Annotated in this window: 15 protein-coding genes; 4 read left to right on the top strand and 11 right to left on the bottom strand. The window is 67.4% G+C overall.

What is annotated here, in order from left to right:
• Positions 1-16 precede the first annotated feature (16 nt).
• Both AC10V3_RS20775 and AC10V3_RS20770 read left to right on the top strand, forming a co-directional pair.
• Positions 17-481 carry a low molecular weight protein-tyrosine-phosphatase gene (locus AC10V3_RS20775; RefSeq protein ID WP_022537257.1) on the top strand — a complete coding sequence of 155 codons (465 nt, stop codon included), beginning with the start codon at positions 17-19 and terminating at the stop codon, positions 479-481.
• Positions 478-2,712, top strand: coding sequence for a polysaccharide biosynthesis tyrosine autokinase (locus AC10V3_RS20770; RefSeq protein WP_490923981.1), 2,235 nt, complete (start codon positions 478-480; stop codon positions 2,710-2,712). The genes AC10V3_RS20775 and AC10V3_RS20770 overlap by 4 nt, the downstream gene beginning before the upstream one ends.
• 452 nt (positions 2,713-3,164) lie before the next feature.
• Here the strand turns inward: AC10V3_RS20770 and AC10V3_RS20765 are convergent, their stop codons facing one another.
• From AC10V3_RS20765 to AC10V3_RS20730, 8 genes are all read right to left on the bottom strand, one after another.
• Positions 3,165-4,190, bottom strand: coding sequence for an IS110 family RNA-guided transposase (locus tag AC10V3_RS20765; protein ID WP_490923980.1), 1,026 nt, complete (start codon positions 4,188-4,190; stop codon positions 3,165-3,167).
• 482 nt (positions 4,191-4,672) lie between these two features.
• Complete coding sequence (locus AC10V3_RS20760) at positions 4,673-7,108, bottom strand: polysaccharide biosynthesis tyrosine autokinase (protein WP_022537254.1); 2,436 nt, start codon at positions 7,106-7,108, stop codon at positions 4,673-4,675.
• 107 nt (positions 7,109-7,215) lie between these two features.
• Complete coding sequence (locus AC10V3_RS20755) at positions 7,216-7,938, bottom strand: Crp/Fnr family transcriptional regulator (protein ID WP_022537253.1); 723 nt, start codon at positions 7,936-7,938, stop codon at positions 7,216-7,218.
• A gap of 357 nt (positions 7,939-8,295) precedes the next feature.
• On the bottom strand, positions 8,296-10,575 hold the full coding sequence (locus AC10V3_RS20750; protein WP_490923979.1) for a glycoside hydrolase family 2 protein: 2,280 nt from the start codon (positions 10,573-10,575) through the stop codon (positions 8,296-8,298).
• Positions 10,572-11,555, bottom strand: coding sequence for a DUF1839 family protein (locus tag AC10V3_RS20745; RefSeq protein WP_490923978.1), 984 nt, complete (start codon positions 11,553-11,555; stop codon positions 10,572-10,574). The genes AC10V3_RS20750 and AC10V3_RS20745 overlap by 4 nt, the downstream gene beginning before the upstream one ends.
• A gap of 751 nt (positions 11,556-12,306) precedes the next feature.
• Positions 12,307-12,585, bottom strand: coding sequence for a hypothetical protein (locus tag AC10V3_RS20740; RefSeq protein ID WP_022537250.1), 279 nt, complete (start codon positions 12,583-12,585; stop codon positions 12,307-12,309).
• Positions 12,586-12,852: 267 nt separating this feature from the next.
• Positions 12,853-13,332 carry a response regulator transcription factor gene (locus tag AC10V3_RS20735; RefSeq protein WP_022537249.1) on the bottom strand — a complete coding sequence of 160 codons (480 nt, stop codon included), beginning with the start codon at positions 13,330-13,332 and terminating at the stop codon, positions 12,853-12,855.
• A 409-nt stretch (positions 13,333-13,741) separates the two neighbouring features.
• Positions 13,742-14,551 (bottom strand): helix-turn-helix transcriptional regulator, encoded by an 810-nt coding sequence (locus AC10V3_RS20730; protein WP_022537248.1) that lies wholly within the window; start codon positions 14,549-14,551, stop codon positions 13,742-13,744.
• 686 nt (positions 14,552-15,237) lie between these two features.
• Here AC10V3_RS20730 and AC10V3_RS20725 point away from each other — a divergent pair.
• A complete protein-coding gene (locus AC10V3_RS20725; protein WP_490923977.1) occupies positions 15,238-16,902 on the top strand; it encodes a phage integrase family protein in 1,665 nt (554 codons plus the stop codon).
• Positions 16,903-17,168: 266 nt separating this feature from the next.
• Here AC10V3_RS20725 and AC10V3_RS20720 read toward each other — a convergent pair whose 3' ends face one another.
• Both AC10V3_RS20720 and AC10V3_RS20715 read right to left on the bottom strand, forming a co-directional pair.
• Complete coding sequence (locus tag AC10V3_RS20720; RefSeq protein ID WP_022537246.1) at positions 17,169-18,185, bottom strand: ParB/RepB/Spo0J family partition protein; 1,017 nt, start codon at positions 18,183-18,185, stop codon at positions 17,169-17,171.
• 2 nt (positions 18,186-18,187) lie between these two features.
• Complete coding sequence (locus AC10V3_RS20715) at positions 18,188-18,847, bottom strand: AAA family ATPase (RefSeq protein WP_022537245.1); 660 nt, start codon at positions 18,845-18,847, stop codon at positions 18,188-18,190.
• Positions 18,848-19,227: 380 nt separating this feature from the next.
• On the opposite strand from AC10V3_RS20715, the gene AC10V3_RS20710 reads away from it, so the two are divergent.
• On the top strand, positions 19,228-19,431 hold the full coding sequence (locus AC10V3_RS20710; protein WP_006159056.1) for a cold-shock protein: 204 nt from the start codon (positions 19,228-19,230) through the stop codon (positions 19,429-19,431).
• Positions 19,432-19,652: 221 nt separating this feature from the next.
• On the opposite strand, the gene AC10V3_RS20705 is transcribed toward AC10V3_RS20710, so the two are convergent.
• Complete coding sequence (locus tag AC10V3_RS20705) at positions 19,653-20,747, bottom strand: replication protein RepA (protein WP_022537244.1); 1,095 nt, start codon at positions 20,745-20,747, stop codon at positions 19,653-19,655.

Here is a 20,747-nt window from a genome sequence, read left to right as displayed (position 1 = left end):
AGTCACCGAGCCAAACATGGTCAAGACAATCCTGGTCGTCTGCGTGGGCAATATCTGCCGCAGCCCGATGGCGGCCCACCTGCTGCAACAGGCGGTGCCGTGGTGCACGGTCACTTCCGCCGGGCTCGCGCCGCCGGTGGGCGCGCCCGCCGACCCGCGCGCGGCACGCCTGCTGGCGGGTGCCGGCATCAGCCTGCGCGAGCACCGCGCACGCGCCATCACCGCCATCATGGTCAACGCGGCCGACCTGGTGCTGGTGATGGACAACGAACAGCGCGACGAACTCGAGTTCCTGTTCCCGCAGGCGCGCGGCAAGACTTTCCGCCTGTGCGAGTTCCTCAAGTCAGACGTGCCCGATCCGTACGGCTGCTCGATGAGCATGTTCACGATCGTGCTGGAGCTTATCAGGCAGGGCATTGCGTCATGGTCGGCACAGCTCGAGGCCACATCGCCGGTCAACACCCACGGAGAGGCATCATGAGAACGGTTGGAAACCGGGAAGACATCGCTCTTGGCCCGGAAGAGCGCGGCAAGTCGATCGATCTGACGGCATACCTGGACGTGCTGATGCGCTACCGATGGAGCTTCCTCGCCACGGTGGCGCTGGTGGTGGGCGTCGGGCTGGCCTATGCGTTCCTGGCCAGGCCTGTCTACCGCAGCGACGTGATGGTGCAGGTGGAGGAATCCAACAGCACGGGCAACACCAGCAAGCTGACGGCCGGTATCTCGCCGGTATTCGACCTCAAGCCCGCGGCCAGCGCCGAAGTGGAGCTGCTGCGCTCGCGCATGGTGGTGGGCAAGGCGGTGGACAGCCTGCGGCTCGATATCGAGGCGACGCCGCGCTATTTCCCGGTAGTGGGCGCCGCGCTGGCGAGCTTCAACCCGGAGCTGTCCAGCCCGGGCCTGTTCGGCTGGGGCGGCTTTGCGTGGGGGCATGAGTCGATCTCGGTGTCGCGGCTGCATGTGCCGGCCACGATGGAGGGCCGCCAGCTGTTCGTGACCTCCCTGGGCAATGGCAACTACCGGCTGCAGTTCGCCAGCGACAATGCCAGCGCCACCGGCAAGGTCGGCACGCCGCTGGCCGTGGCCACCGCCTCGGGCGAGGTCACGATGCTGGTCGACCGGATCGACGGCAAGGCCGGCGCGCGCTTCGTGGTGCGCCAGCTGCCGCGCAGCGCCGCCATCGCCAAGCTGCAGGACCGGCTGGTGATCAGCGAACGCGGCAAGCAGAGCGGCGTGATCGGGGTGGCGCTGGAAGGCGATTCGCCGCAGATGACCGCCGCGATCCTCAACGAGATCGGCAACGCCTACGTCGACCAGAACGTGCGTCGCAAGGCCGCCGAGGCCGAGAAGTCGCTGGCCTTCCTCGAGCAGCAGCTGCCGCAGCTGCGCCAGCAGGTGGAGACCGCTGAATCGCGCTATAACGCCATGCGGAACCAGCGTGGCACCATCGACCTGAGCGAGGAGTCGCGGCTGATCCTGGCGCAGTCGGTTCAGATCCAGACCCGCTTGCAGGAACTGAAGCAACGCCGCCAGGAACTGGCCTCGCGCTTCACGCCCAACCACCCGGCGATCACGCTGATCGACAACCAGATCGGCAGCCTGACGGGCCAGCTCAACGGCGTCTCCGGCCGCATCCAGAAGCTGCCGGATGTGGAGCAGAACGTGCTGCGGCTGATGCGCGACGTGAAGGTCAGCACGGAGATGCTGCAAGGCCTGCTCAACGACGTGCAGCAGCTGAAGCTGATGAAGGCGAGCAAGGTCGGCAACGCGCGCCTGGTCGATCTGGCGGAAGTGCCGGTGCGCCCGGTGAGGCCGAACCGCGAGATGATCGGTGCGATCGCCGTGCTGCTGGGGCTGATGGCCGGCGTGCTGCTGGTGATCCTGCGCCACTCGTTCGACGGCGGCGTGGCCGATGCCGACGAGATCGAGGAGAAGACCGGCATGACGGTCTACTCGACGATCCCGTTCAGCATGCAGCAGGCGCGGCTCGAGCCGGAGGGCAAGAGCCCGCAGGGACTGCTGGCGCGCGAACATCCGGACGACCCGGCTACCGAGAGCCTGCGCAGCTTCCGCACCGCGATGCAGTTCGCGCTCGCCGGCAGCGGCAACCGGGTGGTGGTGTTTACCGGGCCGGCGCCGGGGGTGGGCAAGTCCTTCGTCTGCTCCAACTTCGCAGCGATCGCCGCCAGCGGGCGCCGCGTGGTGCTGGTGGATGCCGACCTGCGCCGTGGCGAGTTGCATCAACGCTTCAATGACAAGCGCAGCCCGGGCCTGACTGAACTGCTGATGGGCGCGCCGCTGGACCGCGTGCTGCGCCGGCAGGTCGCTCCGGGGCTGGATTTCATCCCGACGGGCACGGAGCCGCCGCACGCGGCCGACATGCTGTCGAGCCCGGGGATGGATGCGCTGCTCAACGAATTGCGCTCGCGGTATGACCTGGTGTTGGTGGATACGCCGCCGGTGCTGGCGGCCTCGGATGCGGGCATCCTGGCCAGCAAGGCGGGGGCGGTGTTCCTGGTCGCGCGGGCGGACAGCACCACGGTGGACGAGTTGCTTGCCTCGCGGCGCGAGATCCAGAAGGCGGGGATCGATGTGAAGGGGGTGTTGTTTAATGGGTTGAAGGTGGAGGGGCGGTGGTATCGGTCTCACTATTACTTCGGGAAGTATCGGTATCTGAGCAAGTATGGGGCGCAGGCTAAGCGGGCCTGATGCCTCTGGTCGCTTTCTTGATGGATTCGCCGCCCCGTTGGGGCGGCGAATTGCATTTTTGGATGGGTGCGGGGCCGTGCCTGGCGGCGAACATCTGGTCGTTGGTCGACAGCACGCGAAGCTGGTGTCATGTTGTCGTCGGTCAACCGCTTGGTTCCGCCCTCCTGGGCGGCTCACTTATATGAACGCGCCCCGGTTTGCAAGGTATGACGACCATTCTGGCTCAAGCAGGACTGGTTGCGGACTTATATCCGGCCTTGCGGTGCAGGCGGAGCCTGCGGGCCCTCATGGATATCCGCCGGGAGCGCCCCTATCTTTTGGTCGTGCTTTGAGGCACCTGTGACTCGTTGGATTTACGCTCCCGCGGTCCGACCTGTCTTGCCATGATGCTCATCTCACCGTCGCAACCTGTGGACGGTCCTGCTTTCCTTCTTTGCCAGCCCGGCCTGCCATCAGGCAGGCCTGACCGAGACGTAGTCGCGGTCATAAGCCCGGTCATGCGCCAGGAGGGCCCAGACCGTGCGTGCCATCTTGTTGGCCATGGCGACGGCCACGACGTTGATGGGGCGTCGCTGCGCGAGCGTCAGAGGCCAGCCGGGCTGGTTCTTCCGGCGCAGATGGCTCAGCACAACGCGAGCGCCGTGAATGAGCAAGGTGCGCAGGTAGGGGTCGCCGCGTTTGCTGATGCCACCAAGCCAGACCTTGCCGCCGGTGCCGGTTTGTTTGGGCACCAAACCAAGATAGGCCGCCAGTTGCCGGCCGGACTTGAAGGTGTGGACATCGCCAATGGTGGCAACCATGGCCGTGGCGGTGTGCATGCCGATGCCCGGGATAGCGAGAATGGTCTGGCAAGCCTGGTTCTGCCGGCCCCAGGCGTTGATACGCTGGTCGAGGCGGGCAATCTCCTGATCGAGCCGTTCGATGCTTTGCAATTGTTCGTGCACGAACTCGAACAGCATGGGCGGCACGCTCTGCTCGATGTCGGCCATGTGCTCGACGATTTCATGCAGGCCGGTGCGCAGTCCGCGCGGGAAGTGGACGCCGAATTCGAACAGCGTGCCGCGCAACTGGTTGACCAGCATGGTGCGCATCTTCACGCGCAACTGGCGCAGTGCGTGCAGGCTGAGCACGCACTGCTGCGACTCGTTCTTGGGGGCAACGACAGGCATGCCGGGCAGCTGCGCCGCGGTCCAGATGGCCTTGGCGTCGGCAGCATCGGTCCTGTTGGTCTGCATGAACGGTCGCACGTAGTTGGCGTGCAGCAGCACCGGCTCGTGGCCGAGGCTGCGCAGCTGGCGCGCCCACCAGTGAGCGCTGCCGCAGGCTTCGAGCGCCACGCGTCCGGGCTGCCGCTTGGCGAGGAACTCAATCAACCTCTGCCGGCTGAAGCGACGATTGAAACACTTGCCGTCGGACTCGACCCAATAGAGTTGGAACACAGTTTTTGCAATGTCCAGGCCGTAGGTCGTAGTATTCATTTCGGGTCCCTCCATCCTGTGTGGATTGTGAGAACTTCCACTCTGGCACATCGATGCCGTTTCGCGATGGGGGGACCCGCCGCCTTTCTGTGATCACCCCCACCATGCTTGCCGAGTGCCGCGCCGTTGACGAGGGGGGGCCGGGGCGCGTTCATATAAGTGACCCGCCCAGGAGGGCGGAACCAAGCGGTTCAACAGCGAAAACATGTCACCAGCAGCGAAGCCCGTCGAGCATCGACCAGATGCCTGCCTCAGGCACAAGCACACAGACGCGGAGGGTACCGAGCGGTTCAACAGCGACAACATGTCACCAGCAGCGCATGCCGTCGAGCATTGGCCAGATGCCAGGCCGCAGGCACAAGCACACAGCTACAGCCCCAACACCCACCAAAACAAAAACGCCGCTGCCAGCGCAAAAATGCCCCGGCAACGGCGATTCCAATAGCAGTACCCCCTCCGCAGAAACGGGTACGCTTCCCCTCTCACCCCTGTTTTTTCTCCCCTTGTTCGAGCGCCGGCACCCGCACCACACTAGCCGGCAACGGCATCCCCAGATAAGGATTGATCGTATTGAAATCCGTCCGGTTGCTACGCCGTGGCATAACCCCATTGAGGATGCCGCCAGCCAGCCGCGCATTGGCATGCGCCAGCCGCTTGAGCGTCTCATCAACCTGCGCCGTAGCCGTGACATCCGCGCGCACCACTACCAGCGTAGATCCTGCCAGGTTGGCAACAAGCGTGGCATCGGCCACCGCCATCACCGGCGGTGTATCGACCAGCACCAGGTCAAACCGCCCCGCACACAACCGCAGCGTCTCAGCCAGCGCCGGCAGCATCAGCAGCTCCGACGGATTGGCCGGGGCCACGCCACGGGTCAGCAGGAACAGCCCGTTGACCACGCTGGGCTTGACCGCGTCAGCGATCGCGGTGCGGCCTGCCAGCACTTCGGCCAGTCCCGGTTCGACAGGCTGGTCGAACCAGTCGGCCACGCGCCCGCGCCGCAGGTCGGCGTCGACCAGCAGCACGCGCTGGCCGGCTTCGGCGAACAGCACCGCCAGGTTGACCGCCGCAAAGGTCTTGCCGGCTCCGGCAGCAGGACTGGTGACCGCCACCACGCAGTTGGGCGCATCGCGCAGCGTGAAATGCAGTGCCGCGCGCAACGTGCGCAGACCCTCCACCGCCAGCGAATGCGGCGCGCGGCGCGCCAGCAGGTAATGGTCGTGCAGGCCGTGGCGCAGCAGCCGTTCGGCGCGCGCGTGCTCGCTTTCCGGCTCCGCGGCGGTGGTCGCGTCGATCACGCTGGTGGTGGGCTCGGGCCAGCCCAGTCGCGCGTTCGGCGGCAAGGCGAAGCCCGCGGCGATACCCAGGCGGCGCTTGCCCTCGATCTGGCGCTCCAGATCGGTCTGCTCGTTGCTGAAGGCGATATCGCCCAGCATGGCCATGCCCAGGCGCTCCTCCGCGTCGGCGGCGCTGGCCACCGAGGGGCGCAGGCGCTGCCGCAGGTTGATGCCGGCCACGCCCACGCACAGCCCGAGCAACGCGCCCGCAAACGCGAACGGCCAGGTGCCAATCCCGCTCGGCGCGACCGGCGCAATCGCGGCATCGACCACGCGCAGCTGGCTGGAGCTGTCGGAAAGCATCAGCGAGAGCTGCTCGACCTTGTTGCGCAGGGTCATGTACATGTCCTCGGCCACCTTGACGTCGCGCGTGAGCGCCACCGATTCGCGCTCGGAAGCCGACAGGCTCTGCATGCGCGCGTCGATCTCGGCGCGTTCGCGGATCATCTGCTGGATCTGGCTGTCGACGGTGCGCACCTCGTTGGCCTCGGGCGTGAAGCGCTGCAGCAGGCGCGTGCGCTCGATGCGCAGCGCGGCGATCTGGCGCTGGTACTCCATGCTGTTGTTCAGGAAGGACTGCGCGTCGCGGCTGGGCTGCAGCGAGCCGGTGCGGGCGCGGTAGCGCGCGAGCGCTTCCTCGGCGCGGGTGAGTTCGGTCTGAACCCGCGGCAGTTCGCTCGACAGGAACGCGAGCGTGCCGGCCGCGTCCTCGCGCCGCTTGGTGGTCTGGCCGTCGATATAGGCGCGCGTGACACCGTTGACGAGGTGGGCAGCGAGCTGCCGGTCGGGATACTGCCAGCTCACGCGCACGGTGCCGCTGGGCAGTGCGGTTGCCGCGGCAGCGCCGCCAAGGCTGGCCGGGATCTCCGCACTTTCGCTCTCCACCGTGAGCCCGCGGCGCACGGCTTCGGCGGTTTGCGCCAGGTCATGCCGCGTGAGCGTGAAGCGCGTGCCGGGGCCGGCCTCGATCTTGTCCACGCGCAGCATGATGCCATTGCCGCTGGCGGTCTCCCCTACGCTGCCTTCGAGCAGCAGCGCGTCCTGCTGGAAGACGCGGTAGCGGCCCTCGCGGCGCACTTCGAACGTGAGCGGCTGGTCCACCAGCTGCTCGGGCACGGTCATGCTGTCGATGACAAGACGCTCGCCGCCCCAGGAGTAGCCCAGGCTCGCGGGCCAGGTGCCGCCCAGGTGCCCGGGCGTGGAGAAGCGGTCGAGCAGCGCGCCCACCAGCGGCGGGCGCAACGGCTGCGCGGTGATGTCAAGCCGCAGCCGCTCCACCACCGGCCCGACCACGGCGCGGCTCTTGAGCAGGCCCGCATCGAAGCCGGCGGCGCCCTGTGTCTGCGCGACGCTGCGCGCGCCGCCGTCACGGCTCTCCACCTGCACCAGCGCCTGCGCGCGGTACTGCGGCGGCGCCGACAGCGCCACCAGCGTGCCCACGGTCGCGCCGGCTACGCCCACGGCAACAATCCAGCCCATGTGGTCCATCAGTACGCGCGCCTGGCGCGTCCCGGCCGGCTGGGCTTCGCGGCGGGGGGCGACACCTTCGGCCGGTGCACCGGCATATGACAGTCTGCTCACGGGTACTGCTCCTGAAATGGGATCAGCGCGGCGCTTATCGCGCCGCGCGTCGTCAGCCGTGCCTTGCCGGCCTTGCCGGTCGGGCAGGCTGGTCCGGCAGGTGCCGCTCAGGCGGTGGCCAGTGCCGGCAGCAGGCGGTCATATTCGCGCTTGACCAGCTTGTAGCACTCGCATGAGTGCTTCTCCAGCCCGCAACGATCCAGCACGGTGATATGGCCGCGGCTGTGGTGGATCAGGCCCAGGTCCTCAAGTTTGCCGGCGGCTTCGGTCACGCCTTCGCGGCGCACGCCCAGCATGTTGGCAATGACCTGCTGGGTGATCACCAGCTCGTTGGAGGCGAGTCGGTCGATGGCCAGCAGCAGCCAGCGGCACAGCTGCTTGTTGAGCGAATGATGGCGGTTGCAGGCCGCCGTCTGCGCAATCTGCGTGAGCATGGCTTGCACGTACAGCAGCGTCACACGCTGCAGCGTGTGCATGCGCGGCAGTTCGTTGCGCAGCATGCGCGCCGGGATGCGGTAAGCCAGGCCCGGGCTGCGCACTTCCACGCGGCTGGGCATGGTGTCGCCGCCGGTAACCACCGGGATGCCGACCAGGCCCTCGTTGCCGACCGCGGCGATCTCCACCGTCGCGCCGTCTTCCAGCAGCGACAGCAGCGACACCACCGCCGTGGTCGGGAAGTAGACGTGGACGATGCGTTGGCCGGAGTCGGTGAGCAACTCTCCGGCGCGCAGCCGGACCAGCTCGAAGTGTTGTGCCAGCGTTTCCCACTCGCCGCGCGGCAATGCGCTGAGCAGGTAATTGACATGCAGATCCGATCGATGCGTAATCATTTTCGTACCCCCCTGTCCAAGCCCCGTGTTCGGGAACCACCTACTGCCGGCACGACGCGCCGCCACGGATGGAACCGGGCCTTTCCGCCTTGCCGCACAGCGCCGGCATGGGCCGGCATGTCTCCTGTCCGACTACTACCGCCCGCGGCGCCGCCGACCCTGGCTGCGGCGCTGAGTGCAAGCCAGTGACTCTATTTAGCGCCATGGCAATGCACTTCGACAGTAGGCGAACGGTTGGGAAGCGCTCATCCATCGGGAGGTTGGCCGGAAAGGCGATCACCGCGCGCGTGCACGCCTGCGGCCATGGGCCGGCAGCAGCTCGAGCATGGCTGCAGCGGGCAAGGAGGGGGGCGAGACTCAGCCGTAGCGCACGGGCGAGGGTTGATTCATGGCCTGAACCTCCCCTGTCGGCATGATCCCGGCGCCGGCGCGGGCCGGGCCATCATGCATAAGGCGGATATGGCGTGTGGCGCCCGGCGCGAGGTCAAACCAGTCCTGTGCCGCGCGCCAGGCGCGATCATCGATATGCACGCGGTGCGCGAAGCAGGTGGCGGAGACTTCCAGCGACCAGGCCTGCGGACCGCCGCGCAATACCGCGTGCAGGCCTGCCGTGGGCAACGTGGGCACGCTGCCGGGCGGCAACCACGTGGCCTCGGCCAGGCGCTCGCCGCTCTCGGCATCGGCAAGCGTGGCGAGCAGGATCGTGCCGGCCGCAGCAGGCAGTGCCAGCGTCGCCATCGCCACGCGTCGCATGCCGCGCGCCGGCAGCGACAGGCGCAGCGCGCGGCGTGCCGTCACGGCCTGGCCATTGCCCACGCAGCACAGGTCAAGCACCACGGCGAGGGCCGAACCGGTTTCATTGCGCAATGTCAGCGCGGGCGTGCCGGCTGCATCGGGCAAGAACACGGCCTGCACCGGTCCGCAATGCTGGCGCACCGCATGCCAGCCAGACTTGGGGCGCCCGCAGGCATCCACCAGCCCCGTGCCGCAGCCCGGCTGCGGATCGCGCAGGCGCGGCAGCAGCAGCAGTCGGGTGGCGGACTGGACGGCGGCCGCGGCGGCATCGGCGAGCACGTCGGCGGCGAGTGCGCGCGACAGCATCAGGTAGCGTTGCGGCGCCTCGCGGCGCAGCTGCGGTGGATCGACGCCGTAGCGCGCGCGCAGGCAGAGGTCGCGCAGGTCTTCCGCATCCCACGCATGGCCTGCCTGGCGCGGGATGCCGGCCTTCCAGCGTGCGTCGTGCGGCGAGGTCGCCGGACCTGCCTCGGCAAGCGTGCGCGGGCATGGCACCGCGGCGATCGGTGCGAGGGTCGACGCGATGGTTGACGAGCCAGCCGTCGGGACGGCCGACGCGACGCTCGAAGCAGCATCGGCCAGCGCCGCGGGCGCGCGCCAGACCAGCATGCCGAGCGCGTCGCAGGCGCGGTAGAAGCCCTCGCCAGGACGGCAGGCCGGATCGTCATCGACCACCACCAGGTTCAGGCCCGCATCGCGTGCGTGCGCGAGCCAGCGCCCGGCGGCCTGCATGTCCGCCACCTGCGGCAGGTCCTGCGCATCGAGCAGCACGCCGCGGCAGAACACCGGCACGCCGTTGACGCGCACGCCCTGCGCCGCCCCGGCACGTGACGGAGCGACGTGTTCGCACCAACCCGGGTGCCGCGCCGCGACCTTGGGAAAGGTCACCGCGCGAAAGCCGGCAAGCCCGCACTCGACGCTTTGTCCTGCCACATGGGCGCGTACCCGGTACAGGAACGGTTCGCCATGCGTATGCGGCCACCATCGCCGCGGGTCATTCACGCGCACGGTGCCGGCCAGCGTGCCGGGGCCCGCCGGCGTGAGCTGCCCAGACACGGGGCGCGCGCCACCAATGATTTCGAAGCGGCCCTGCGCGACAGCGCCTGCGGACACGCGCACGGTCAGCGTGAGCGAGCCGGTATCGCCGTCCAGCGCGGTGGCAATCGATGTGGTGATCGCTATCGTGTTCGATGGCGCAACGGCGGCGATGGCCGTGTCGGCGCACCGGGTATCGCCGGGCGGCGCGAATGCCAGCAGCTCGAGCGGCTGGCACGGTCCCACCGCATGCAGCGGCAACGCGTGCGCAACGTAGCCGATGACCTGTGTCGATGGCATCGATGGCGCCGGCCTGCCGCCGCGCCAGACCAGCGCGGCGCACCCGGCATGCATCCGCGGACGTGGCGCGCGAAAGCACAGGTCGAGCGTATTGGCGCCGCACAGTTCGATCTCCGCGTCGCAGATGTCCGGGGCGTGGCCCGCACCGATCACCAGGCGGCCGTTGAACCAGGCCTCGGCGGCGCGATCCAGTCCGCGCAGGCGCAGCAGGCGCCGGCCGTGGCCGGCAAAGCGCAGGCGGTACCAGTAGTCGTGCTGGTGCAGCGGACTGGGCGCGCCCTCGTCCCAGCGGCCCGCGGCGCGCATCGCCGCGGCCACGCTGCCGGGCACCGGCGCCGGCAGCCAGCCGGCCGTGTCGTCCAGCACCGCGGGGGAGTCGGCGGCGCCAGGCAGCGTCTGCAGCCAGCGCCACCGGCCACACAGCGGCGCCGGATCGCCCGCTGGCTGAGGCAACGCGGGCGCGGCGCGCGGCACCGGAAGGGGAGCGGCCGCGCCCGGCTCGTTCACCGTGCGTGCTCACCGAAATGCGCGGCCAGCACCGGCACGCTGGCCTGGTATGAGGCTTCGAGCTGGTCCAGGCAGTCTTCGCAGCGGTCGGGCTTGCGGCTGATCACCGCGCGCATCAGCCGAAACTGCATCACCATCGCTTCCGAGGCCATGGTGTAGCAGGCTTCGGCCGCCTTGTCGGGCACCTCCTGCCCCTGCATCATCAGCCAGCGCAGGTAGCGCGCCAGCAGCTCGAAGTTGGCGCCGAGCTGGCGCAGCACGCCGGACGCGTAATGGTGGAAGCCCGGTTCGCCGCGCGCCATCAGCCGCTCGAGCTGTTCGGGAAAGGCGGCGCGGAACAAGGTCAGGGGGTTGTCCAGCGGACGGTTGCCCAGGTGCAGGCGCAGCAGCGCCAGCGATGCATCGAGCAGGGCCTCGTCGGGGCGCGCGCGCACGCCGCGGCGGACCCTGTCGGCATGCGTGAAGGGCAGCGTCTCGGCGCCGCGCGCCCCGGGAGCAAGGCGAAAGATCGCGGCGTAATCTTCGCCGCTGGCGGTGTGGTAGCCGTCGGTATGGTAGTAGCCGACCGCGCCGGCCTCGGGGATCAGCACATCGATGGCGATGCAGGTCGGCGTGCGATGGCGCTGGTAGCCCGCGCCGGGCGGCGGCGGCAGTTGGCTGCTGTCGAGCTCCAGCACGACGATATGGCCGCGCGCGGTCTGCGCCGCCACGTGCGACTCGAGCGAATCGTATAGCGTGAGTGCATGCATGGTCAGGCCATACAGTCGCTCCAGGTCGGCCGCCGGAAAGCGGCACTGCGTGAAGTGGTCGGCCTCGAAATCCTGACGCACCGCGCAAGGCAGTGCGGCGACCGGTGGCATGTCGAGTCCGTGCAGCAACTCGATCCACAAGTCGACATGGCAGTTGACGTGCGCCCACACTGGGTTGCCGCCGCGCAACCCGGGTCCGCCACGTCCACGCATCTTGGTGTCGCCGTACACTAATGACCTCCGCGCCTGCCCTGCCGTTCCATTTGCGGGTGCGCACGGCAGGCGCCGGGCTGGTGCCCTTGCGCTTGCAATACGGCAGCCCGTGCACTGACTCCTGTCATGCTCGCCTCTCCGCCAAACACCGAGCCAGATACTTGCGCCATCGGTCGTGTTGGCGATCTTGGCGCGCACCATTCAGCGCAGTCTGTTAGACGGCGCACAAACTCATGAAAACCCCGCGGGGCAGGCATCGCAGCGCCGCGGGGCAGCCGCGGCGCATGCAGTGGCTATGCAGACGTGCAGCGGGATACAAGGCATCGCCGCGCGAAGTTCAGATGGTTCAGCCGGTTCAGATGCACTCAGCCGCATGCGTGGGGCGCATGGTGCTTCTGGTTGATGGAGGCGCGCGTGCCGATTGGATATCGTCAAGGGGACGTGTGGGCCGGCAGTATCGCCCGCACGTCTTCAAAGCCCGCATGGTCCCCCGGTCGGCGGGCTTCTTTTTTGGGTTTCGGCATTGACGGGGCGAGGTGTCCGCAAGCGTCGTGCGGGCGTTGCCGCTGCCGCTGTCGTTGCCGATCTTCGCCGCGCAGCGGGCCAGGGCGCGCAGCGTTCAGGTACGCACGCGCAGTGGGCTCACGCAAGTCACGACCAGTGCAAGCGCAAGCCCCGCGGCACGCCTTGCGCGTGTCGCGTTGCATAGGCGTTCAGGGAGCATGCGTGCTGCGTACGCAGCGTTCGCCGTTCGGGGTGCTCAGGGCATTCAGGGAAGAGATGCGCCCGGCAGGCGCAGACGATGCTGGGCGATGATCAGTGCCCTCAGGCTTTCCACGCGCAGCTCGGCTTCACGTTCGCCGGCCTCGCGCGCGGCTTCGGTGGCGGCGTGCTCGCAATCGAATCGCCGTCCATGCAGCTCGCCCCGATACAGCAGCGGCTGGTCGCCCACGCCCGCCAGCCGGATCTCGAAGCAGCAGGCCCACTTGCCACGGCCCTCGCGCACGGCGAAGCCATGCACGACCAGGCATTCCATACCGCCTTTCATACGACCCCCTTGCATCCCGGCACAGTGGGCCTCTTACGGTGGGGCCGCTTACGTGCCTGGCGCTTTCCAGCATAGCTCGCGCGCGGCGTGGGCGCCCTCATCCGCTGGCCGTAATCCTGTTGGTGCAGACAACCAGTGGCCTGCTCTGCAGGGGTTGTCGAACCCAGGGCACGCGCGTGGCGGCGTCAGCGTCGAAGCGATGGCAGCGACGAACTGGGACGCATGGCAGGCATCCCCGCCATGTCATGGCCGTTGCGCAACAGGACGCTAGGCGCTGGTCGCGGCAATGCTGTCCGATGGCGAGGCCGGCAGCAGCGACAGCGCCATGCGCGGGAAGCACTGTCCGCCGGCCCATACCAGCGCGGTCGCGGCGCAGACCAGTTCCGCAGGGGCGGGCACGGCCAGGCAGCCGCTCGCGCCCAGCAGCGCGGCATGCACGATCAGCGAGGCATCGAGGTGGTCTGACAGCACCAGCCAGCGGCGCGGCGCCAGGCGTACCTGCAGCTGATCAAGCAGCTTGCGTGGATCGCCCTCCATCCCGCTGCAATCGATCAGCGCGACGTCGGCGGGGTCGGTGTCTTCGCCCCCGTGCAGCGGGGTCGGATGGGCTGCGGCTGTCAACGGACCGGGCTCGTGCAGCCATTGCGGCGCGCGCCACCGGATTGGGCGCGGCAGGCCGAGCGCTTCCAGGCGCCGCACCAGGGTGCGGCACATCATTTCATTGCTGGCGATGAGGTAGGTCGGCATCGATTCGGCGTGGCATCCGGCTGCCGTTGCGCGCGCAGGTGCGGGCGTGAGCGCCGGATGGTCGAGAGGTCGGATGGTCGGAAGTACGGAGATTCAGACGGCGGCCAGGTCGATCCGGGCCCCGACGGCGGCCCGGCGACATCCGCGGCACCGGGCATAGCCAGGCGCAACGAGTGTCTCCCTGTCAACGTAGCAAGCGCGGACGGGCAGCGCCTCATGCTTTTGGATGAGGCTTGCTCATCAAACGGATGACACTGCGGCGGCTTGACCTCTGGTGGTGCCCTTCCATCCGCCCGCAGCGCTGCGGCGGCGGGGGGATGAGGCTGACGACCGGCCCGAAGGCCGACGATGGGGCGCGCCGTTGCTTCCCGTGCCGCCGCCCCGCCGCTCCCTCGCCGCATCCGATCCTTCAGGCAGCCTGGCAGGTCCCGGCGGGCCTGGCGGCGGCCGGCGGGCCGGCCCAGTCGAGCGTGGCACCGCGCTGCAGCGCTACGTAGACGGCTTCGCCCTTGTTGCGCACATGCAGCCGCTGGTAGAGCGTGCAGGCATGCGTCTTGGCCGTGGCAATCGAGATATTGAGCAGCCGGCTGACGGTCTTGATCGGATAGCCGCGTGCCAGCAGTGCCAGCACTTCGTACTGGCGCTCGGTGATATTGAGCAGGTGCGCGCCTGCCGAAGGCGTCTCGCTCGCCTGCTGAGCCGGCGCGGCGGGTACCGCTGGCCTGCCATCGCCGCGGACCGCATGCAGTGGGATCACCACCGGCGCCTGGGCCGTGGCATCGACCACCAGCGTCGGATGCGCGCCAGCGCCGCCGGGGGCTGTCTCGCACTGCAGCTGGGACGGAAAGCACTCGCCGCCGGCCAGCACCAGCCGTACCGCGGCATCGAGCGCCTCGGCACTGGCGGTCTTGTGCACGCAGCCGCGTACCGGCACGGGCAGCGCCGGGCCGGACAGCACCGCGTTGGGCTGGTCGGTCAGCAGCAGCACGCGCCGCGGCCGCAACTGCTGGCACAGCGCATCGAGCTGGGCCCAGCCGGCGGCAGAGTCGGCCGGAAGTCCGTAGACAAGCAGATCCGCGTCGATCAGCCAGAGGTCGGGGTCGATCGGCGCGAGCGGATCGAAATCGATAAGGTCGCCAGGGAGGTGTGCTTGTGCCAGGAGATGACGAAGCCCCAGGCGCAGTAGTGGATGGTGTTCGACCAAGAGGATGCTGGCCATGGCCGCTCTCCTTCTTATTGATTTCGGCAAGCACAGGCTCTGCGAAGACCTGCGTTTGCTGTTGGAACGGCTGCCGCTATCCTGCGATTGGCCTTTCCATACGATCCCGCCTGGCTCCTGGCCGGTCGCAGCTTCCCGTCGGTTGCCGCTGCCGCCCCTTCCCATGGAGGTGCCGGATCGCCCCGTTTGCGCCCGTTCGGACGTCCCCGCCTGGGCGACGATTCACCCTGGCGCTTATCGTTGACTGACGCTTTAGAAACTATTCAAGTCAGATTTAAACAAATCTAATTCTGGTGTTCAGCTTATGAAACAGGCTCTGCAAAAGCAAGGCTCTGTTGCATCGCGGCGGGTTTTCCCCGACCCCAGGGCCGGCCGACCCTGAGCCGGCCCATTGGGCTGAGCATACGCACGCAAAGAGACGTTTGGTGCCGCTGCGGGTGCCCCGACTGCACGTAAAGTCGCATAGAATTATCGGCATTGCGTTTTGCTGTGCATTTCGGGTCGGATGGATTTGCGGCAATTTCAGGTGCCTTATAAATCAATAAGTTACCTCAGGTACAGCGCCCAGCACCTGCCAGCCCGAAGTCAGCCAGATTTGCCCCGTTCGTTGCCCTGACCACTTCATTCCGACGCCCATGTTGCCTCGCATCGAGCCGATCAGCCTGACCCGTTCCGAGTTTGCGGCAGTGCGCGCCTACGTCCAGGGCATGCCCGCGCCGATGGTGGTGGGCCGCTACCTGTCCGACGACAGCGACGACGATGGCGGCGAATCCGCGCTGCGGGTTCTGCTCGGCCTGCGCGACCGCATGGTGCAGCTGGCCCATCTGCATGGGCGCCAGGATCTGGCCGAACTGCTTGTGGCCGGCCCCGGCCGTTCCAACCGCGGCATGGACCGGCGCGTGGACGCGCTGGCCGAACTCGAACGGCTTGGCACCGCGGCGCCGCGCCCGGCGCATGGCGTCGAACTGTGGTTCGGCCCGGCGCTGGCGCGCCGCCTTCGCAGCGGCCTTATTGTTACTCTTAAGTCACTTATTGAGCTGGTGAACCGGCGCGGCACCGCCTGGTGGCGCAGCGTGCCGCGGATCGGGGCCCTGGCCGGCCACGCCATCAACCGCTGGCTGGCCGAGCATCGGCAGGCTATCCGGGACGACAAAGGGCAGCCGTTGCTGGCGCAGCATGTCGGCAACCGCGAGCCGCTGGCGCACGGCCCGCTCTCCCCGGCCATGGCCCGGCTGCTGCCGCTCGAACTGATGGCGGCTGCAAGCGACGCGCCGCCGGACTGCCCGTTTGCGTCGGGCGTCGGGATGCTACGGCACTGGCTGCAGGCCAGCGGCGACGCCGGCAGCGCCACCTATGCCGCGTATCGCAGGGAAGGGGAACGCCTGCTGCTATGGGCCGCGATCGAGCGCCGCAAGGGCCTGGCCGTATTGGACGGGGACGATCGCCTGGCGTACCAGGCGTTTCTGGCCTCGCCTGAGCCGGCGTCGCGCTGGTGCGGCCCGCGTGCGTCGCGTCAGCTCGCGGCCTGGCGGCCTTTTACGGGTCCGCTGGGCGAGGCCAGTATCCGGCACAGCCTGCGGGTCCTGGCCGCGTTGTGGAGTTGGATGGAGCGCAGCGGTTATGAGGTCGCAGCGCGGTGGCAGCCACCGGCGGCGCGCGCGCTTGTGGTCGAGGATGTGGGCGCCATGCCAGGGAGCGCCGGTACAGGTGAACCGGGAGAAGGCGCCCCACCGCGCCTCGGTGCTGCTGAGTCGGTTGGTTCGGCCGGACTGGTCGATGCCGCTGCGGCGCTGGATCCCGCTGCTCCGACCGAGCCCGTCGGTCTGCTCGAACCCATCACCGTCCCGGGCTGCCGACGCGCTGACGATGCCGCGCTTGGCCGCTTTGTCGCATGGCTCGACGTGCAATCTCTGCATCCGGACGGCATGCGCTACCGGACGGCTGCGGCGGCGCTGGCGCTGATGCGTGAACTGCAGCCGAGGCTGGCGGAACTGGCCAGCCTGCGTGCGGTGCAATTGCTGCACGATTGCGGCCCGCGTGGCTCCCAGCCGCACAACGCCACCATGCGCGTCAGCGATGGCGCCCTCGCTACGCTGCGCCGGCACTGGCAGGACCGGCATCTGGATCTGGATGCGGCGCTTGCCCCGGACTCCGGGCTCGGGGATGTGCCCCTGCTGGGCCCACCCCGCTCGCCGCCTACCCGACGCGCCCAGCGCAAGCGCGAGGCGGACAAGCATCCGCCGTATTCGGTGCGAGGCCTGCACGCCCTGCTGACGGCCGCGATTGCGCATTACCGCGAGCAACAGGACGGGGCCTTTCCCGTGCGTTCGCCGCGGGATCTGATTGGGTGATACGGTGATCTGGCTGCAGGCGGAGTTGCCAATGGCGGGCTACCGTTGGGGGATACCGGTGAAGACCGTGGTTGATTCCGCCGTTGGGCGCTGTAGGTGAGGCGCGGCGCTCAGAGCTGGCGCTCCGCCCGGCCGGTAAGCTGCTGTCGGGCTCGCGGTAGTGCTTGGCCGCGCCCCGAATGAAAAACGCCGGCCTCCATGCCGGCGTTTTTCATTCGGGAGCGGTGGGCCGTTGCCAGCCACCCGCGCGGGTCATCCCCTACGATTCAAAGCAAGGTCTTGTCCAGCCCGAAGCGGGCTTTCAATGCTTCCACCAGCGCCTCGCGCGCGCTGCGGTCAGACAGCTGGACGTCGAGCATCACGCGGCCCGAGTCCCATTCCTTGATGGTCCCGAGCAACTGCCCGCTGTCAGTCCGGATCTTGTATTGCCGGCTGATTTCCTTGACCTTGCGCGCCTTGCCTTCCTGCGCGTGCTTGCGGATCGCTTCAACTTCCCGGCTCGATAGGCCGTCATTGATGATCCGCGCCGCCAAGTCCCGCGTACGTTCCTCGCCGACCAGCTTGCAGTACAGCGTCAGCTCATAGCCGGCCGCGATGCCGATGGCGCTCGGGCGTTCGCGCATCACGCCCAGTACGGAGTCCGGCAGGCGCAACAGGGCCAGTGTCTTGTTGACCGTGCCGGCCGACATGCCGGTCAGCTCGCAGATCTCCTCTTCCTTCTGGACCTTGCCTTCGTCCAGCAACTGGCGCCACGCGATCGCATTGTCGAGCGCCGACTGGTCCGAGCGCTGCTCGTTGAGCATGAACGACAGCCGGTAGAAATCCAGGTCGCTCAGATCATCTTCGACAAAACATTCCATCTCGAGCTTGCCGGCGGATGCCAGGGCTCGCTTGCGGTAATGGCCGTCGATCAGGATGTAGTGGCCGGGACGCGCCGGGTCGGGTGCGGCCAGGCCCGGGGTCTTCTGGCCGTGCGTGGCGATCGACGCCGCGCGCTCCTGTACCACGGCGGGGTCGTAGATGCGCCGCGCATTGAGCGGGTTGTCATGCAGCTGGGCCAGCGGAATCCGGACGAGCTGGCGGCCGGAGGCGGCGACATCGCTGAAACTTTCAGCGCTGAAAGCGGGCGAGCCGTCGGCCGCCCTACCCTGCAGCAAACCGTTCGGGTGCTGGGAAATAGCTGCTTCAGCGCGCGCGAAGCGGTCAAGCGTATCACTGCGGCTCTTCTCGGCCGCCATGCCGGCGAGCATGCCGGCCTTGAGGCTTTTCAGTTTTGTAGCCATGCCTATTGCTCTATCAAAGACAACACTTCGTCGACCATCATGTCGACCTCCTGCACCGACTCGCGCGCGCCGACGACGCCGTGCACGGTGCAGCCGATCGCCTGGCATTCGCGGAATGCCGAGCGCGATCCGATCATCGAGTTCATCAAGGGCACTTCGCCGTCGTCGCCAAGAATCTCAAGGGCCTGCCGCGCGATCGAAACGCGTCGCTGGACCATATTGGCCATCACGCGAATAAGCAGCGATTCATTTTGTACCTGCGCATGCTGCGCCAGCGTCTTGGCTGCCACGGCTGCCCACAGATCCGGCGGCGAAGGCACCACGGGAATGATTGCCAGATCCGAGATCAACAGCGCACTGGACGGCGCGGCGGAATGCACCGCCGGCGGGCAATCCACCACGATGTAGTCGTAATCCTGGACGAATTTGCGAACCTCGCGGTGCATGGCGCCGCCCGAGGGGGCCAGTCCGATCACCGACGCAGGGAATGGCCGTTCATCGCTGGCCTGGGCAGCCCAGCGCGTGGCCGTACCTTGTTCGTCCATGTCCACCAGCATCGAGCGTGCGCCGCGCAGCCCAAGGGTGCCGGCCAGGTGCATGCTGACCGTGGTCTTGCCGCAACCGCCTTTCTGGTTGAAGACCGTGATGATTTTGGCTGCCACTACGACCTCTCTTTCAGCGCTGAAAGCGCGGTTTTGACCTAATGCGCAACTTTAGCCAAAACCAAGTGACGCTTCAACCGTTTTCCAAATTAACAAAATAAATGTTGCTATATCGAAAATCGGCGAATCTGCGCCGCAATGTATCGCGTCACGCGAAGCACCGTAAAATTGCTTGAAATGCCCGCGGGAATGTGCCTAAAGTATCTGTAGTGCGCATTACGCCGCACATGACACCGCAATGCAAAGTGGTTATGATGCGCGCTACAGTCGAGTCAAGTCGTGTCAACCTCGTCGGCTTCCGTTCGGTATCTACGAGAACTCAACGTGCTTGAACGGTTGTTTGCGTTGTGTACAAGAACTTGCTTCGAAAGGAAATTCCTATGGCAACCGGTACGGTCAAGTGGTTCAACGAGACCAAGGGCTTTGGCTTCATTACCCCGGACGACGGTGGTGCAGACCTGTTCGCGCACTTCTCGGAAATCCAGGGCTCGGGCTTCAAGACCCTGAAGGATGGGCAGCGCGTGACGTTTGAAGTCAAGCAAGGTCCTAAGGGCCTGCAGGCTTCGGCAATCAAGCCGGCCTGATCCAGCCTCGGCTGACCCCCCGCCCGTTGCGGACTTGTCCGCGGTGGGCAAGCAAAAAAGGCAAGCGTTCATCGCTTGCCTTTTTTGCTATCTGCGGCCGCTGTTCACGTTGGCCGGCCACGGCGTGAAGGCCGGCTCGGTCTGGATCGCCCCGCTGGCCCGGCCGATATCGGCCGACCCTTTCCGCCCTGCAGCAACCGCGCAAGCGGTCGCCCGAACTCTCAGCCCAGCTTGCGTACGCTGGTACGCGACGGCTGCAGGATCAGCGCCTTGGACGAGTCCGCATCCACCTTCGCGCCCGGGTACACCACCAGCACGTCTTTCAGTGCCTTGCGGAACAGCGCGCGGAACTTGCGCTCGCTTTCGGTTTCGGTGCCGAACTGCATCTGGAGCGCTTCCCACGGGATTTCGGTGCGGCGCTGGATGGTGAAGAAGCGATACGTCAGCCACGAGTACACGTCCAGCGCGAACGGCGACTGCTTGAGCGCCTTCAGCGCGCGCATGTCGACCGGCACCGGCCGGTTGACCAGCTCGTTGAAGAACGGCTCGGACAGCACCACGAAGCTTTCGAACATCGAGCCCTGGCCGGGCTGCATCGGATCCCACCAGGTCGACAGCTGGTCGGCGAGCAGGTAGCCGACGCGGTCGATCGACAACGGCTCATGGTTGGGATTCTGGTTCTGGGTCGGCGTCGACTTGTTCTGCACGATGGCAATGGTCGCCGAGAACAGCCGGATCATCTGCTGGCGCACCAGCGTCATGGTGCCGCGCTTGCCGCCGGTGGCCATCGGGATGCCGAGGTTGTACATGAACTCGGACAGCGAATTGCCCAGCGAAATGCGCCGGTCCTCCACCGTGCCGGTGAATTCGCCGCGCTTTTTCTTCGCCATGATCTCCTTGCCGATCCAGGCGAGCATCAGCCGGGGATAGGAGCCGTAGGGATAGCCGAGCGAAACGGTTTCCGACACCAGCTTCTGGCGGCCGTTGGCGGCGCGCTCCGAGCGCTGTTGCGTGAAATAGCCCGGCTGGATCATCAGCGAGATATTGCCGCTGGTGCGTGTCCACACTGGCGGCGCGCCCTTGGGCGCGCGGTATGGCAGCGTGACCTGGACGCTGGCGCGGCTCAGGAAGCCCACCTCGCCGCTTTGCCAGGCGTCTTCACGCTCCATGGCCTGGGCCTCGTCGAACAGACGCTGGAATTTCTCGGACGGAATCAGGCTGTTCTCGTTGCCGGGAACAATGATGCGGGAGGACTCGGCGTCCAGGTCGAGGACACTTCGGTCCCCCGTGGCGGCCGGGGAGCGTTTGATGGGCAT

Source organism: Cupriavidus sp. PB-02, from assembly GCF_058252315.1.
Note: the sequence above shows the minus strand (reverse complement) of the source record. Positions and strands in the feature narration are given on the sequence as shown.